Here is a 15511-nt window from a genome sequence, read left to right as displayed (position 1 = left end):
CCCGACCGCCTCACACCTCGTCCCCGGGCCCCTCGTCGTCGTCCCGGTGGCCGTAGCGCCGCTGCCACTCCCGGGCGCGGGCGTTGTGCCACTCGACGCCTTCCACCGCCTGCCGCTCGGAGAGCCCGCTCAGCCGGGCGACCATGCTCAGCGGCACCGGTTCGTCGTACTCGGCGAGCGCGCGGCAGACCTTGGCGGCCCACTGCTCCTCGGGGACGAAGGGGCGGTGGCGGTAGTCCTCGATCAGCGCGGCCAGGTGGTCCGGCGAACAGGCGAGGACGGCCCGCTTGCCGTCCAGGCCCGGGTCGGTGGGGTGCAACGCGGAGGAGTCCGGCACCAGGGCGCCGATCAGGTCGGCGCCCGCCACCGCCCGTCCGCAGTGGTCACACAGGTCGAGCGGGTCCGCGTCGTCGCCGGCGGGTCCGTCCGCCGGGTGTCCGATGTCCTCCATGCCGCGCGCCTACCCCGGGCCGCCCCGGACAACCGGGCCGGTCCGCGCCGGCCCGGGGCCCGCCGTCCGCTACGGCCCGCCGGGCCCGCCACCGGTGGGCGGTGACCAGCCGTCGGCCGCGAGCCCGCGGGCCACCGCGTCGAGGCTCGTGCCCAGCTTGTGGGCGGCCCGGACGAGCAGGTTCAGCGCGGTGTGCGGGGGCACGCCGAAGCGCTCCGCGGTGATGCCGATGGCCAGCCCGGTGGCGTGCCGGCGGTCGAGCAGATCGGCCACCGCCCTGGCCAGCGCGAAGCGGTCGAGCGCCGCCGAGGCCTGGAGGGCGAGCGCCTCGACCAGTCCGAGCGCCGGGGTGCCCGGCTCCACCGGGGTACGCAGGTACGCGCTGAGGGCGGTGCAGCCGTGCGGGTGGGTCCGCAGGTGCGCGCTGGCCACGGCCCGCACGCCGCAACGCCGGGCCCGGTCGGCGAACCGGCCGGGGCGGCCGGGTTCCAGCCGGACCACGACCTGCCCCTCCCCCTGGCGGCGGATCCTGGGCAGCGGGCCCGCCCCCGCCTCGCCCTGCGCCCGTTCCAGGGACAGCAGGTACGAGGAGCTCGCCGCGAAGGTCTCCACCGAGCCGTCGTCGTGCCAGGTGCTCACCGCGGCGCCCACGCAGTCGGGGACGGCGACCCTGGTCAGCTGCACCACGTCGTGCAGCGTCGGGGTGGAGCCGGAACGGCGCTCCCGGGCCGCGAGGTCGGCCAGCTCCGCCAGCAGCGCCGCATGGGCCCGGTCGGCGGACGGGGAGCCGTCCGCCGACCCGTCCTTCGCCGCCGGTGCCTGGCGCTCCAGCAGGGCGCGGGCCCGGGCCACCGCGCGGACCGCGTCGGCCTCCCCGGTGTAGATCCCGATCGTGTAGCAGACGTCGCGCAGCCGCTGCCGGGCCTCCGGCGAGCGTGACGAGGACAGCGCCTCGTACTCCGCGACCAGTCGGCCGAGGGCCGCGACATCCACCATGGGCATGAGCACCTCCGAGGTTTCCGACAGTATGCGTCCGATCACCGTCGGGCACCGCCCGAGGCCGCCGCCCGTCCCCGTCGGGCCGTCCGGGTGTCGAATCGCCGGCCCCGGGCAGACGCGCCGCCGTGAATCCCATCGAGCGGGGCCTGCGGGCCGTGGACGGTTTCCAGCGGCGCCACCGGGCCCCGGGCCTGGTCTTCGGCGTCATCCGCAAGTACGGCGACGACCGGGGCGGGCTGCTGGCCGCCCTGATCACCTACTACGGGTTCGTCGCCCTGATCCCCCTGCTGCTCCTGCTCAGCACCGTGCTCGGCTTCGTCCTGCACGGCCACCCCGGGGCGCAGCGCGCGGTGCTGGACTCCGCGCTCGCCGACTTCCCGATCATCGGCGACCAGCTGCGCCAGAACGTCCACTCCCTCCAGGGCAGCGCCCTGGCCGTGCTGATCGGCCTGCTCGGGTTGCTGTACGGGGCGCTCGGCATCGCGCAGGTCCTCCAGCACACGATGGCCGAGGTCTGGAACGTGCCCGGGGTGCAGCGGCCCGGCTACTTCCCCCGGCTGGCGCGCTGCCTGCTGCTGTTCGCCGTCCTGGGCACCGGGCTGGCGCTGGGCACCGCCGCCGCCTCGCTGGTCGTGGGCCGGCTGGCCGGGCCGTACGCCCGGGTCGGGGGCCTGGTCCTGTCGGCGCTGGTGAACTTCTCGCTGTGCCTGGCCTGCTTCCGGGTGCTCACCCCGCGCGAGGTGCCGCTGCGGGCGATGTGGCGCGGCTGCGCGCTCGCGGGGCCGCTGTTCACCGCGCTCCAGGCGGGCGGCTCGCTGCTGGTCGCCCACGAGCTGCGGCACGCGACCCAGGTCTACGGGTTCTTCGCGACGGTGATCGGCCTGCTGTCCTGGATCTACGTGGCCGCGCAGGTCACCGTGTACGCGGCCGAGGCCAATGTGGTGCTCACCCGGCGGCTGTGGCCGCGCAGCCTGCTCCAGCCGCCGCTGACGGACGCCGACCAGGCGGTGCTGTCCTCCGTCGCCCGGCAGGAGGAGCGCCGGCCCGAGCAGCGGGTCGACGTCTCCTTCCCCGGCGTGCCCGAGGAGGCGGCCCCCGGCGTGCCCGACGAGGCCGCCCGCAGTGTCCCCGACGAGTCCCCCGGCGCTCCCCGGGAGGACGGGTCCGCGCCCGGAACCGGGCGGACCGACGGGGGCTCCGACGGCGCGGACGGGTCCGACGGCCGGTAGCGGTCAGCGCAGCACGGCCAGCAGCTCCGCGACCGTCGGCCCGGCGTCGGCCGGGTGCCGCAGCTGCTTGCCCGCGATGACGTGGTAGTGGTTGGTCCGCCCCCGGCGCTCGTGGGTGAGGTACCCGGCCTCTTCGAGGTCGACGATGATCCGCTGGACGGCGCGTTCGGTCAGCAGGCAGCGCTCGGCGATGTCACGGACCCTCACGCCCGGATCCCTGGCGATCTGCACCAGCACCCGGGCGTGGTTGGTGAGGAAGGTCCACCCCGCGCTCGTCCGGCCGGTCATGGCGTCGGCACGCGGCCGCATCGCGGCACGCGCGGGAGACCGACGGCGAGGGACCCGCGCGGCTTCGTCCGCTCGCGTCCGTCCATGGCTCCCGCCTCCTCGCGGCTCCGTCCCCCGGGGGACCTCGCCGCGGCGGCTACCCGTGATCCGCGCTCGCTAACGGACGGGGGCGCAGCCGGACGGCCAGCAGGCAGCTGTCGTCGTCGGGGTTGGGGCCGCCGAGCCGGGCGGTGATGTGGTCCAGGCAGTCCGTCAGATCGCGCCCCGCGCACTCCTCGGCCGCGCGCAGCAGGCGGTCCGGGCGGATGTCGCCGTCGTAGCGGCGGTTCAGCAGGCCGTCCGTCCAGAACAGCACGGTGTCCTCGGCCGGCCGGAGCGCCAGCACGCCGTCCCGGCAGCGCGTTTCCGGCAGGGCCCCGAGGACGGTGCCGGTGGGGCCCTCGGCGAGGGCGGCGGTGGCGCCCCGGACGACGGCGGGCGGCGAGTGCCCGGCGGCGCTCCAGGTGAGCGTGCCGGCCTCCGGGTCGAGCAGGCCGCACAGCACGCTGGCGATCCGGCGGCCGTCCTGGTGGCAGAGCATCGTGTTGAGCCGGCCGAGGATCTCCCCCGGTCCCTGGCCGGTGTAGCAGAGGCCGTGCAGGGCGTGCCGGAGTTCCGCCATGGCCATGGCGGCGGCCAGGCCGTGGCCGCTGACGTCGCCGACGGCGAGCAGGATCCGGCCGTCGGCGAGGCCGGCCAGGTCGTACCAGTCGCCGCCGACCCGGGGGTGTTCGCCGGCCGGCAGGTAGCGGGCGGCGTGGTCGAGGACGGCGGCGGAGGGCTCGGGCCGGGCCTGGCCGGCCATCAGCGCGTTCTGCAGGGCCCGCACCGTGCGGTGTTCGGCCCCGGTCCGGCGCCGCTGCTCGGCGAGCCGGGCCCGGGCTCCCGCCAGCGCGAGTTCGGTACGGTGCCGGCGGCTGACGTCCTGGAGGACGCCCCGGGCGGTGCGCGGCCGGTCGGCGGCGGGGTCGTCGACCGCCTCGGCGGTGACCCGCAGGGTGCGGGAGGCGCCGTCGGGGCGCCCGACGTCGAACTCCAGGGCGGCTGTCCGCCGTCCGGCGGACAGCCGGCGGGCGAGCAGCAGGACCGCCGGGCGGTCCTCGGGGTGCACCCGGGCCAGCACCTCGGCCGGGGTGACCGGTTCCGTGCGGTCGGGGTCGAGGCCGAGCAGGCGCAGGGCTTCCGGGGAGAACTCCGGTGGCGATCCGGCCGTCCAGGAGAAGCTGCCCAGTTCGGCCAGCCGCTGGGTGTCCTGGAGGGCCGCCCGCTCGACGGCGCCGTCCGCGGGGCGCCAGGTGAGCAGCACGCCGTCCAGGAACGGCTCGGCCCGGACGGCCAGGGCCCGGTCCGGCCCCTCGCCGGCGAAGTCCTCCGCCCGGCCCCGGTAGCCCGATCCGCCCGTCGCGGCGGCCACGATCCGCGCGAAGGTCCCGGTGGCGACCAGGCCGGGGTGCAGTTCGCTGAGCCGCCGGCCGACCGCGGGCGCCGGGCCGGCCGCCGCGTTGGCGTAGCGGACCCGCAGGTCGGTGACCGGTCCGTCGGGCGGTCCGTCGCGGACGGCGGAGAGCACCAGGACGGGGTCGAACACGGTGTCCAGCACGGCGCGGAACCAGTGCTCGCCGCCGGGGACGGCCGGGCCGCGCGCCTCGTCGCCGCCGGTGAGCCGCAGCAGGTGCGCCGCGACGAGCCCGGACAGCGCGTCGACGTACCGGGTCGCGGCGCGGGCCCGGTCGGCCGGCCCGTCCCAGCCGAGGCTCATCGCCCCGATGGTCCGCTCCCCGCTGCGCAGCGGTACGGCGCAGGTGCTGTGGCCGGGGACGATCCGCCCGTGGTCCGGGGCCCGGCGCCCGGGCGGGCCGGGGGCGAACTCCCAGACCGGGCCGCCGCCGTGGGCGGCGGCCACCAGGGGCACCCCGGTCTCCGGCGGGATGCGCTGCCACTGGCTGACCCGGCGCGGCTCCACCCCGTGGCTGGCGACCAGGGCGAGGGCGCCGTCCGGCTCCAGCCTGCCCAGCACCACCGCGATGACGCCGACCGGTGCCAGGGCCACCTCGTGCAGCAGCCGCGCCAGTTCCTCGGGGGTGCTCGCGCCGGCCAGGGCCGAGGCGGCCAGGTGGTAGCGCGCGGACAGGCCGGGGACCAGGGCGGCCGGTCCGGGCCCCGGGAGCGCCGGGGCCGGGCCTCGCGGCGCCGGCTCCGGCCGTCCGGCCGCCCCGGGCCGCGCCGCGGGCCGCTCCGGGTCCGCGAGCGGGGCCGCGAGGCCGACCAGCCCGGCGGCGATGTCGACGAGCCGGCGGTTGGTGTCCTGGGAGAGCCGCACCAGGTGGCCGAAGGCCTCGTCCGGCGTGCACTCCAGCCGCTCGGCGAGCATGCCCTTCGCCTGCTCGATGACGCCCCGGGTGCGCATCGCCCGCCGCAGCCCCTCGGCCTCGGCCCGCAGCCGGTCGACGGCCTCGCGCAGCACCGCCGCGTCCTGCGTCCGGACGGGCTGGTCGGCCTTCCGCCGCTCACGCACAGGCCGCCGCCACGTCCGGGTAGAGCGGCAGGACCGCCGACACCCCGCTCAGCTCCACCAGGTCCCGCACCCGGGGCACCGCACCGGCCAGGCGCAGCGAGCCCTGCTCGCGGCGGGCGCGCCGGGCGGCGCCGAGCAGGATGTTGAGGCCGGTGGAGTCCAGGAAGCCCACCGCCGTGAGGTCCACCACCACCCGGGTGGCGCCGCCGTCGGCGAGCGCGTCGAACAGCCGGCGGACCTCACCGGCCGCGAAGTCGTCCAGGTCCCCGCTGAGCGGGACCACCGTCCAGCCGTTGGCCACCAGAAAGTCCTTCATCCGGACCGCCCTCGACGCCCGGCCCGGCCACGGCCCCTCCGCCGGGTCACCACTCCAGGCTAGGCCGTGCACCCGGGTGCCCGTCGGCCGCCGGGGCCGCCGGCGAACGGCTCCGAGGTTTCGCGGCGCCCGGCCGGGAAAGCCGCTCCGGCGAGGAACACCCGACGAGGAACACCCGACGATACGAGGCTGCCATGACCGCGTTCGGCTACTTCCTGTCCTGCGAGGAGTTCACCCCCGCCCAGCTGGTCGAGCAGGCGCAGCTGGCGGAGCGGGCCGGGTTCACCCGGCTGGCGATCTCCGACCACTACCACCCGTGGAACGACGCCCAGGGCAACAGCCCGTTCGTCTGGGGCGTGATCGGCGCGCTGTCGCAGGTCACCTCGCTGCCGGTGACCACCATGGTCACCTGCCCGACCGTCCGGCTGCACCCGGCGGTGACGGCCCAGGCCGCGGCCACCGCGGACGTCCAGCTGACCGGCGGGCTGCGGCTCGGGGTCGGTACCGGCGAGGCGCTCAACGAGCACGTCCTGGGCGACCGCTGGCCGCCGTTCGCGGTGCGGGCGGACATGCTGGAGGAGGCCGTGGAGGTGATGCGCGAGCTGTTCACCGGCAAGGCCGTGTCCCACCGCGGCGCCCACTACACGGTGGAGAACGCCCGGCTCTACACGCCTCCCGAGGAGGGCCGGCTGCCGGTGTACGTCTCGGCCTTCGGCCCCAAGGCGGCCGAACGCGCGGCGGGTTTCGCGGACGGCCTGGTCACGATGGGCCCGGACACCGAACTGATCGGCCGCTACCGGGCGGCCGGCGGCACCGGGCCGGTGGTCGGCGGGCTGAAGGTGTGCTGGTCGGAGGACCGGGAGCGGGCGGTCAAGACCGTCCACCGGCTCTGGCCGAGCGAGCTGCTGCCCGGCGAGCTCGCCCAAGTGCTGCCCACGCCACGCCACTTCGAGCAGGCCACCGAGCTGGTCACCGAGAACATGGTCGGCGAGGCGGTGGTCTGCGGGGACGATCCGCAGGAGCACGCGAACCAGTTGCGCGCCTACGTCGGCGCCGGCTTCGACGAGGTGTACGTCGGTCAGATCGGCCAGGAGCAGGAGGGTTTCTTCGAGTTCTACCGCGAGCAGATCCTGCCCCAGGTCGCCTGAGCGCCGGCGGCACACCGTGACGGCCTCCTTCCCCTTCCCGCCCTTCCCTCCGTGGAGCCTGCGCGAGTACGCCCTGCTCGCCGACGGCGAACGCGGCGCGCTGGTGGGCCCGTTCGGCGAGATCGCCTGGCTGTGCGCGCCCCGCTGGGACTCCGAGCCTCTGTTCGCCGGCCTGATCGGCGGCAGCGGCGTGTACGCCGTGACGCCGGTGGGCCGCTTCGTGCCGGGCGGCTACTACGAGGACGGCGGGCTGATCCGCCGCAGCCGCTGGATCGCCGGGGACGGCGTCCTGGAGTGCCGGGAGGCCCTGGCGCTGCCCGCCGACCCGCACCGGCTGGTGCTGCTGCGCCGGCTCACCGCGCAGTTCGCGCCGGTCCGCTTCCGGACGGTCCTGGAGCCGGGGGCGGGCTTCGGCGCCCGCCGCGACCCCGACCTCCGCCGGACGGAGGACGGCTGGTCGCTGCGCGCCGGGCCGCTGCGGCTGCGCTGGACGGGCGGTGCCGGACCGGCCCGCCCCGGTCCGGACGGGCGGCTCACCGCCGAGACCGTCCTGCACCCGGGCGAGCGCGTCGACCTCGTCCTGGAGGCCGCCGACCGCCGCCTCGACGGCCCGCCGCCGGACCCGGACCGCAGCTGGCGCGCCACCGAACGCGCCTGGCGGGCGGCCGTACCAGACCTCGGGCACACCCTCGACGACCGCGACGCCCGGTTCTCCTACGCCGTGCTGCACGGTCTCACCTCCCCGTCCGGCGGAGGCATGGTCGCCGCCGCGACCACCAGCCTGCCCGAGCGCGCCGAGACCGGCCGCAACTACGACTACCGCTACGTCTGGATCCGCGACCAGTGCCTGGCCGGCCAGGCGGTGGCCGCCTGCGGACCGTACGAACTCCTGGACGAGGCCGTGCGGTTCACCACCGCGAGGCTCGACGAGGACGGCCCCCGCCTGGCCCCCGCGTACACCGTCTCCGGAGGGCGGGTGCCCGACCAGCGCACGATCGACCTGCCCGGCTACCCCGGCGGCCACGACCGGATCGGCAACCACATCACCCGCCAGTTCCAGCTGGACGTCTTCGGCGAGGTCCTGCTGCTGTACGCGGCGGCCGCCCGGCGCGACCGGCTGGACCCCTCCGCCCGGTCGGCCGTGCACACCGCCGCCACCTCCGTCGCCCGCCGCTGGCGCGAACCGGACGCCGGCATCTGGGAGACGGACGATCGCGCCTGGACCCACAGCCGGCTGATCTGCGCCGCCGGACTGCGGGCGATCTCCCGCCCGGACGCGGCCGGCCCGGCCGGGGTGCCGGACGGCCTGGCGGCGCGGTGGAGCACGCTCGCCGACCGGATCCTCGCCCACACCGCCCGCCACGCCCGCCACCCCTCGGGCCGCTGGCAGCGCTCCCCGGACGACCCGGCACCCGACCTCGCCCTGCTGCTGCCACCCGTGCGCGGGACCCCGGCCGCGGACGACCCGCGCACGGTCGCCACCCTGCGCGCCTGCCGGGAGGCCCTGACCGACGGCCACTACGCCTACCGGTTCCGCCACGACGAACGCCCGCTCGCCGAGGCCGAGGGCGCGTTCGTCCTGTGCGGCTTCCTGATGGCCGTCGCCGAGCACCAGCAGGGCGACACCGTGGAGGCCGTCCGCTGGTTCGAGGCCACCCGGGGGCTCTGCGGCTCGGCCGGCCTGTTCTCGGAGGAGTACGACGTCGCCCAGCGCCAGCAACGCGGCAACCTCCCCCAGGCGTTCGTCCACGCGATGCTCCTGGAGGCCGCAGCCCGCCTCACCCGGCCCCCCGCCCGCTGACCGCCGGGCGGCCGGGCACACGCCGACCGGGACCGGCCGGCAGGTCGGCGATGGCGCCGCGGTGCACCCGCAGGTACCGCGGCACCCCCGGCAGGCGTACGTCCACGCGATGCCGCCGGACGCCCCTCCCGCCTCACCCGGCCACCCGCCCGCTGACCGCCGGCCCCGGCCGGGCACACGCCGACCGGGACCGGCCGGCAGGTCGGCGGCGGTGCCGCGGTGCACCCCCGCAGGCACCGCGGCACCCCCGGCAGGCGTTCGTCCACGCGATGCCGCCGGACGCCCCTCCCGCCTCACCCGGCCACCCGCCCGCTCGCCGCCCGGCGTCAGCCCCCGCGCCGGCCGAGCACACTCCGGTCGAGGTCGGCCAGCAGTTCGGCGGTGTCACGGTGCACCTCGGCGGCGCCCGCGCCGAGGAGTTCCTGGGCGGCGAAGCCGCCGCTCTCCACCCCGATGCACACCACTCCCGCCCGGTTGGCCGCGGTGACGTCCCAGACGGTGTCCCCGATGAACACCGCGTCCTGCGGTCCGGCGTCCACCCGCTCCAGGGCGGCCCGGACCAGGTCGGGAGCCGGTTTGGTGGCCTCCACGTCGGCCGCGGAGGTGGCGGCGGTGATCGCGTCGTCCGCGCCGAGCGCCCGGCGCAGCACGGCGAGTTCCCGCTCGGAGGCGGAGCTGGCGAGGACCACCCGCAGGCCCCGGTCGGCGCAGGCGCGCAGCAGGTCGGCGGCGCGTGGCAGCGGCTGGATCCGGGGCCAGGAGGCGGCGTACAGGGCGTCGTGGGCGGCGGTGATCGCCTCGTCGTCGCCGTGGTCGCGGTCGTCGCCGAGGAGGTGGTCGAGGAGCTGGTCGGAGCCCATGCCGACGGCCCGGTGGACCTGTGCGGTGGGCACGGTGCGGTCGTACTGGCGCAGCGCCTCCCACCAGGCGAGGGCGTGGAGGTACGAGGTGTCGAGCAGGGTTCCGTCGACGTCGAAGAGTGCTGCCGGGGTGGTGGTCACGGTTTCTCCTTCCGGTCGGGCCGCGCGGGCCGCTCAGCCGACCCGGTACCCGGCGGCCCGCTCGGGCGCCAGGCGCAGCCCGTGGCCGGGCGCGCCGTCGGCGCCGGGGGTGACGGTCCCGCCGGCCGGGTCGAGTGCGCCGTCGAAGAGCATCCGCTCGATCCGGACGTGGTCGTGGAACCACTCCAGATGGCGGCAGTTGGGGACGGCCGCGGCGGCGTGGGCGTGCAGGTGGGGGGCGCAGTGGGCGGAGACGTCCAGGCCGTGGGCCTCGGCGAGGGCGGCGGCGCGCAGCCAGCCGGTGACGCCGCCGCAGCGGGTGGCGTCGGCCTGGAGGCAGTCCACGGTGGGGATCATCCGGGCGAAGTAGGCGAGGTCGTAGCCGTACTCCCCGGCGGTGACGTCGGGGAGTACGGCGTCGCGGACGGAGCGCAGGCCGACGAGGTCGTCGGAGGAGACGGGCTCCTCGAACCAGGTGACGCCGTGGTCCGCGAGCGCGGCGCCCATCCGGACGGCCTGCTTGCGCCGGTAGCCGCCGTTGGCGTCGGTGTACAGCTCGACCCGGTCGCCGACGGCCGCGCGGGCGGCGCGGACCCGCTGGAGGTCGCGCTCCTCGCGGGTGCCCCGGGACTCGCCGATCTTGATCTTGACCCGGGGGATGCCCTGTTCCTCGCTCCAGTGCCGCAGTTGGCGCTCCTGCTGCCCGGCGGAGTACGTGGTGAAACCGCCGCTGCCGTACACCGCCACCGGGCGGGCGGCGCCGCCGAGCAGCCGGGCGAGGGGCAGCCCGAGCAGGTGGCCGCGCAGGTCCCACAGGGCGAGGTCGACGGCCGAGATGGCGCCCGCGACCAGGCCCGGGCGGCCGGTGTTGCGCACCGCCCGGTTCATCGCCTCGTACGCCCCGCCGGTGTCGTGCGGGTCGCGGCCGGTGACCAGCGGGGCGAGTTCGCCGGTGATCACGGCGGCGGCCGCGGCGGCGCCGTAGGTCCAGCCCTGGCCGCTGTGCGGGCCGCTGACGGCTTCGGCCAGGACGAGCGTGGTGCTGTCCCAGGCGAGGGTGCCGTCCGCTTCCGGGGCGTCGGTGGGGACGGTGTAGACGCGGACGTCGATCCGCTCGATCCCGCTCATGCCGGTGCTCGCAGTCCGGACCGCTGCCCCGCCGCGAGCAGCCCGGCCGCGCGGTCGACCAGGGCCATGATGGTGAGCGCCGGGTTGGCGCTGCCCTGGGTGGGGAGCACGCTGCCGTCGGTGATCAGCAGGTTGGGGACGGCGAAGGTGCGCAGGCGGTGGTCGACCACGCCGCTGAGGTGGTCGGCGGCCATCCGGCAGCCGCCGACCAGGTGGGCGTAGCGGTCGATGGTGATGACCTCGCTGGCGCCGGCGGCGCGCAGGATGGACTCCATCACCTCGCGGGCGGCCTTGATCAGCAGCCGGTCGTTCTCGCACTGGGAGAAGGAGAACTCGGCGACGGGCAGCCCGCGCCGGTCGGTCTCCCGGGAGAGGGTGACCCGGTTGTCCGGCTGGGGCAGCAGTTCGGCCATCGCGCCGAGGGTGGCCCAGTGCACGTAGTCGGAGAGGTAGCTGCGCAGGTCGGGCCCCCAGTGGCCCTGGGCGATGACGTGCTCGGCCCACATGATGGGCATCGGCGAGATGTTCTGGATGGTGAAGCCGCGCCGGTAGGGCTGGTCGGGGTCGGTCTCGTAGTACTGCTCGGTGGAGACCTCGGGCGGCGGCGCCTTGTACGCGCGGATCTCCTCCTCGAAGCGGCCTGAGGTCTGCGGGGCGCCCTGCACCATGACGTAGCGGCCGACCAGGTCGTGGTCGTTGCACAGTCCGTCGGGGAAGCGCGGGCAGGCGGAGTTGAGCAGCAGGCGGGGGGTCTCGATGGCGTACCCGGCGACGGCGACCGTGCGGGCGCGCTGGAGGTGTTCGCGCCCGTGGTGGAAGTACCGCACGCCGCGGGCGAGTCCGTCGTGGTCGAGTTCGACGGCGGCGGCCATGCAGTCGGCGCGGATCTCGGCGCCGTGGGCGAGGGCGTCGGGGACGTGGGTGACCAGCGGGGAGGCCTTGGCGTTGACCTTGCAGCCCTGGAGGCAGAAGCCCCGGTAGATGCAGTGCGGGCGGCGCCCGAAGCGGCCGTTGGTGATGGCGACGGGGCCGACCCGGGCCTGGATGCCGAGGGCGGCGGCGCCGCGCAGGAAGACCTCGCCGTTGCCGCCGACGGGGTGCGGCGGGTGCGGGTAGGCGTGGGGTTCGCCCCAGGGCCAGTACTGGCCGGCGACGGGGAGTTCGTACTCCAGCCGCCGGTAGGACTCGCGCAGGTCCGCGTAGTCGATCGGCCAGTCGGCGCCGACGCCGTCCACCGTGTGGGTGTGGAAGTCGGAGGGGTGGAAGCGGGGGGCGTACCCGGCGAAGTGGACCATCGAACCGCCCACCCCGCGGCCGGAGTTGTTGGATCCGAGCGGGACGGGATCGGTGCCGGAGAGGACCCGCGGCTCGGTCCAGTACAGGTGGTGGGAGCCGGCCTCGTCGCTGACCCAGTCGGCGAGCGGGTCCCAGAACGGCCCGGCCTCCAGGACGACGACGCTCCAGCCCCGGCGGGCCATCCGCTGGGCGAGGGTGGCGCCGCCGGCGCCGCAGCCGACGATCAGGAGGTCGACCTCGTCCGTGTCCTCGAAGCGGCGCATGTCGCGCACCAGTCGGTGGTCGAAGCCGTGGCCGTCGGGCGGCAGCAGCCAGGCCGAGGAGTTGGTGCGGCGCACCTCGCGCTCGGCGGCGGCGTTGGCGCGGACGGTCTCGGCGGCGGCGCGCAGCCGGGAGTGCCGCCCGGGGTCGGTGGCGCGCGGCACCGGGCGCGGCGGTTCGTGGTCGGGCGGGCGGGGCGGCCGGGAGTGGGCGTCGGCGACCTCCCAGGGCTCGCGCGCTCCGACGCCCAGGCGCAGGTAGCCGCGCGGGTGCGCGGGGCCGCCGAAGCCGATCTCGTTCCAGGCGGTGGGGGTGGCGTAGTAGGCGGTGCAGGCGTAGCGGGTCCACAGGCTCCACACGTGGTGGGCGGGCATGCCGTGCCAGCGCGCGTCCGCCATCTCCTGGATCCGGCCGAGCAGGGCCCGCTGCTGCACCTCGCTGAGCGCGGCGAACGAGCCGTCGGCGTCCTCGTCCAGGGCGTGCAGGCTGCGCCGCCAGGCCTCGTCGTCCTCGGGCAGGTCGGCGTGGTGCCAGCCGTCGGTCTGCCGTTCGGCGAGCCGGGCGTCGATCATCGGGAGCAGCGGGACGTCCGGGTGGTCGAGCAGCTGGTCGAGCAGGGCGCGGGCGGTGGCCTCCTCGGCGGGGGTGAAGAAGCGCAGCGGAGGCTGCGGGCCGGTGCGGGAGAGGACCCTGGCGATGGTCGGTGCGTCCCAGTGGCGCAGTTGTCCGAGCACGTCGTAACCGGGGAAGCGGGGCTCGGGCGTCGGCTCAGGCATCGCGGGACTCCCGGCGCAGTACGGCGGCGACCAGGCCCATCCCTCCGACCAGGCTCATCAGCAGCGGGGCGAACAGCGGCGGGCCCATCTCGACGTTGTAGCGGGCCATCTCCCAGCCGCCGGGCTTCTGGGCGATGCCCCGCACGTGCAGGTAGGTGCCCTGGAGCCCGTTGAGGACGATCGCGGCGGAGGCGACGGGCAGCAGGGTGCGGGCCGCGCGCGGGCTGCACACCCCGCCGATCCCGGCGGCCGCGCCGACCGGGCCCAGCCACACCGGCCACCACATGACGCGGTTGCCGAAGCCGGCCCGGTCGTGTTCGAGGTAGATCTCGGCGGCGGTGATCACCGAGCCGGCGGCGGTGGCCAGGGCGAGCGAGCGCTGGAAGCGGCCGGTGCGGACGTTGCGCAGCGCCAGGTCAACGGCGCCCATGGCGGCCTCCGAAGGACGGCAGGAGTTCCTGGATCTTGGCCCGGAACCCCTGGCGGACCACGGCGACGCGGTCGGGGTCGCCGCGCAGCACGGACTCGGCGGCGGACTGGATCTGGTCCCAGGTGGCGTGCGGGGGGATCGGCGGCACGGCCGGGTCGGTGCGCAGCTCCAGCACGAAGGGGCGGTCGGCGGCCAGGGCGCGCCGCCAGCCGTCAGGCACCTGGCCGGGCTCGACGGCCTGCTCGGCGGCCAGCCCCAGACTGCGGGCGAACCCGGCGTAGTCGACGTCGGGGAGCTGCTGCGAGGGCAGGAAGCTCGGCGCGCCCTGCATGGCCCGCATCTCCCAGGTGACCTGGTTGAGGTCCCGGTTGTTGAGCACCGCGACCACCAGGCGCGGGTCGTCCCACTCCTGCCAGTACTTGGCGATGGTGATGAGTTCGGCAAGGCCGTTCATCTGCATGGCGCCGTCGCCGACGATGGCGATCGCGGGCCGGTCCGGGTGGGCGAACTTGGCGCCGATCGCGTACGGGACGCCCGGGCCCATGGTGGCCAGGGTGCCGGACAGCGAGCCGCGCATCCCGTCGCGGAAGCGCAGGTGGCGGGCGTACCAGTTGGCGGCGGAGCCGGAGTCGGCGGTGACCATGGCGTCGTCGGGCAGCACCTCGCCGAGGGCGTGGACCGCGTACTCGGGGTTGACCGGGTCGGCCTTGACCGCGGCCCGCCGCTCCATCACGTCCCACCAGCGCTCGGTGTTGTCGCAGACGGTGCGCATCCAGTGCCGGTCCTCCTTGCGGACCAGCAGCGGCAGCAGGGCGTCCAGGGTGCGGGCGGCGTCGCCGACGAGGTTGACCTCGTACGGGTAGCGCAGCCCGACCATGAACGGGTCGAGGTCGATCTGCACGCCCCTGGCCTTGCCGAACTCGGGCAGGAACTGGGTGTACGGGAAGCTGGAGCCGATGGTGAGCAGGGTGTCGCAGTCGCGCATCAGCTCGTACGAGGGCCGGGTGCCGAGCAGGCCGATCGACCCGGTCACGTACGGCAGGGTGTCCGGCAGGGCGTCCTTGCCCAGCAGGGCCTTGGCCACGCCGGCGCCGAGCAGTTCGGCGGTCTCCTGGACCTGCCGGCGGGCGCCGCGGGCGCCCTGGCCGACCAGGATCGCGACCTTGCGGCCGGCGTTGATCACCTCGGCGGCGCGGCGCAGCTCGCTCTCCTCCGGGACGATCGTCCACTGGGGGTCGCCCAGGCTGGAGGGCACCATCTTGAAGGCGTGCTCCGGCGGGCTGTAGTCCAGTTCCTGGACGTCGGCGGGCACGATGACGGCCGTCACGGTGCGCCGGGCGGCGGCGGTGCGCATCGCCCGGTCCAGGACGTTGGGCAGTTGCTCGGGGACGGTCACCATCTGGCAGTACTCGGCGGCGACGTCCTTGTAGAGGCTCAGCAGGTCGACCTCCTGCTGGTAGGAGCCGCCCATCGCGCTGCGGTCGGTCTGCCCGACGATCGCGACGACCGGGACGTGGTCCAGCTTGGCGTCGTAGAGCCCGTTGAGCAGGTGGATGGCGCCCGGCCCGGAGGTCGCCGCGCACACGCCGGTGCGCCCGGAGAACTTCGCGTAGCCGACGGCCTCGAACGCGGCCATCTCCTCGTGCCGGGCCTGGACGAAGACCGGGCGGTTGTCGGCCCGGCCCCAGGCCGCGAGCAGCCCGTTGATGCCGTCGCCCGGGTAGCCGAAGACGTACTGGACGTCCCAGTCGCGCAGTCGCTCCAGGATCTGGTCGGAAACCTTCGGTGACACGGTGCTCCTCCTTCGGTCGTTCGCCTCAGTCGGCGGCCCCC

Annotated in this window: 13 protein-coding genes; 3 read left to right on the top strand and 10 right to left on the bottom strand. The window is 76.0% G+C overall.

The genetic code is table 11. The annotated features are described in order from the left end of the window. Window positions 1-10: 10 nt before the first annotated feature. Both ACZ55U_RS09745 and ACZ55U_RS09740 read right to left on the bottom strand, forming a co-directional pair. The gene (locus ACZ55U_RS09745; protein ID WP_465524281.1) at window positions 11-451 is read right to left on the bottom strand and encodes a hypothetical protein; all 441 of its coding nucleotides are present in this window, start codon (window positions 449-451) and stop codon (window positions 11-13) included. Between the two features lie 69 nt (window positions 452-520). Next, window positions 521-1447 (bottom strand): DUF5133 domain-containing protein, encoded by a 927-nt coding sequence (locus ACZ55U_RS09740; RefSeq protein WP_465524279.1) that lies wholly within the window; start codon window positions 1445-1447, stop codon window positions 521-523. A 128-nt stretch (window positions 1448-1575) separates the two neighbouring features. Here ACZ55U_RS09740 and ACZ55U_RS09735 point away from each other — a divergent pair, with 128 nt between their 5' ends. Beyond that, window positions 1576-2679 carry a YihY/virulence factor BrkB family protein gene (locus tag ACZ55U_RS09735; RefSeq protein WP_465524277.1) on the top strand — a complete coding sequence of 368 codons (1104 nt, stop codon included), beginning with the start codon at window positions 1576-1578 and terminating at the stop codon, window positions 2677-2679. A 3-nt stretch (window positions 2680-2682) separates the two neighbouring features. On the opposite strand, the gene ACZ55U_RS09730 is transcribed toward ACZ55U_RS09735, so the two are convergent. The 3 genes from ACZ55U_RS09730 to ACZ55U_RS09720 form a co-directional block, all read right to left on the bottom strand. Then, window positions 2683-2967 (bottom strand): helix-turn-helix transcriptional regulator, encoded by a 285-nt coding sequence (locus ACZ55U_RS09730; protein WP_465524317.1) that lies wholly within the window; start codon window positions 2965-2967, stop codon window positions 2683-2685. 136 nt (window positions 2968-3103) lie between these two features. Beyond that, window positions 3104-5521: a SpoIIE family protein phosphatase gene (locus tag ACZ55U_RS09725; RefSeq protein WP_465524275.1), complete on the bottom strand. Its 2418-nt coding sequence runs from the start codon at window positions 5519-5521 to the stop codon at window positions 3104-3106. Beyond that, on the bottom strand, window positions 5514-5837 hold the full coding sequence (locus ACZ55U_RS09720; protein ID WP_465524273.1) for an STAS domain-containing protein: 324 nt from the start codon (window positions 5835-5837) through the stop codon (window positions 5514-5516). The genes ACZ55U_RS09725 and ACZ55U_RS09720 overlap by 8 nt, the downstream gene beginning before the upstream one ends. A gap of 194 nt (window positions 5838-6031) precedes the next feature. Between ACZ55U_RS09720 and ACZ55U_RS09715 the strand changes: the two genes are divergently transcribed. Next, window positions 6032-6985, top strand: coding sequence for a TIGR03557 family F420-dependent LLM class oxidoreductase (locus ACZ55U_RS09715; protein WP_465524271.1), 954 nt, complete (start codon window positions 6032-6034; stop codon window positions 6983-6985). A 16-nt stretch (window positions 6986-7001) separates the two neighbouring features. Beyond that, complete coding sequence (locus ACZ55U_RS09710; RefSeq protein WP_465524269.1) at window positions 7002-8786, top strand: glycoside hydrolase family 15 protein; 1785 nt, start codon at window positions 7002-7004, stop codon at window positions 8784-8786. Window positions 8787-9112: 326 nt separating this feature from the next. On the opposite strand, the gene ACZ55U_RS09705 is transcribed toward ACZ55U_RS09710, so the two are convergent. Genes ACZ55U_RS09705 through ACZ55U_RS09685 form a run of 5 tightly spaced genes read right to left on the bottom strand, consistent with a single transcriptional unit; the run spans window position 9113 to window position 15470 of the window. Further along, a complete protein-coding gene (locus tag ACZ55U_RS09705) occupies window positions 9113-9787 on the bottom strand; it encodes an HAD family hydrolase (RefSeq protein WP_465524267.1) in 675 nt (224 codons plus the stop codon). Between the two features lie 33 nt (window positions 9788-9820). Continuing rightward, entirely contained in the window at window positions 9821-10915 is a 1095-nt protein-coding gene (locus tag ACZ55U_RS09700) for an enolase C-terminal domain-like protein (RefSeq protein ID WP_465524265.1), read from the bottom strand. Continuing rightward, window positions 10912-13248: a GMC family oxidoreductase gene (locus tag ACZ55U_RS09695; RefSeq protein WP_465524263.1), complete on the bottom strand. Its 2337-nt coding sequence runs from the start codon at window positions 13246-13248 to the stop codon at window positions 10912-10914. Before ACZ55U_RS09695 ends, ACZ55U_RS09700 begins: the two co-directional genes overlap by 4 nt. Continuing rightward, complete coding sequence (locus tag ACZ55U_RS09690; RefSeq protein WP_465524261.1) at window positions 13241-13678, bottom strand: hypothetical protein; 438 nt, start codon at window positions 13676-13678, stop codon at window positions 13241-13243. Before ACZ55U_RS09690 ends, ACZ55U_RS09695 begins: the two co-directional genes overlap by 8 nt. Beyond that, window positions 13665-15470 (bottom strand): thiamine pyrophosphate-requiring protein, encoded by a 1806-nt coding sequence (locus ACZ55U_RS09685; protein WP_465524259.1) that lies wholly within the window; start codon window positions 15468-15470, stop codon window positions 13665-13667. The genes ACZ55U_RS09690 and ACZ55U_RS09685 overlap by 14 nt, the downstream gene beginning before the upstream one ends. Between the last annotated feature and the right edge of the window lie 41 nt (window positions 15471-15511).

The sequence above is a fragment of the Kitasatospora sp. NPDC034533 genome, from assembly GCF_055575155.1.
The sequence above is the reverse complement of the archived record's forward strand: the minus strand, read 5'-3'. Positions and strand labels throughout refer to the sequence as shown.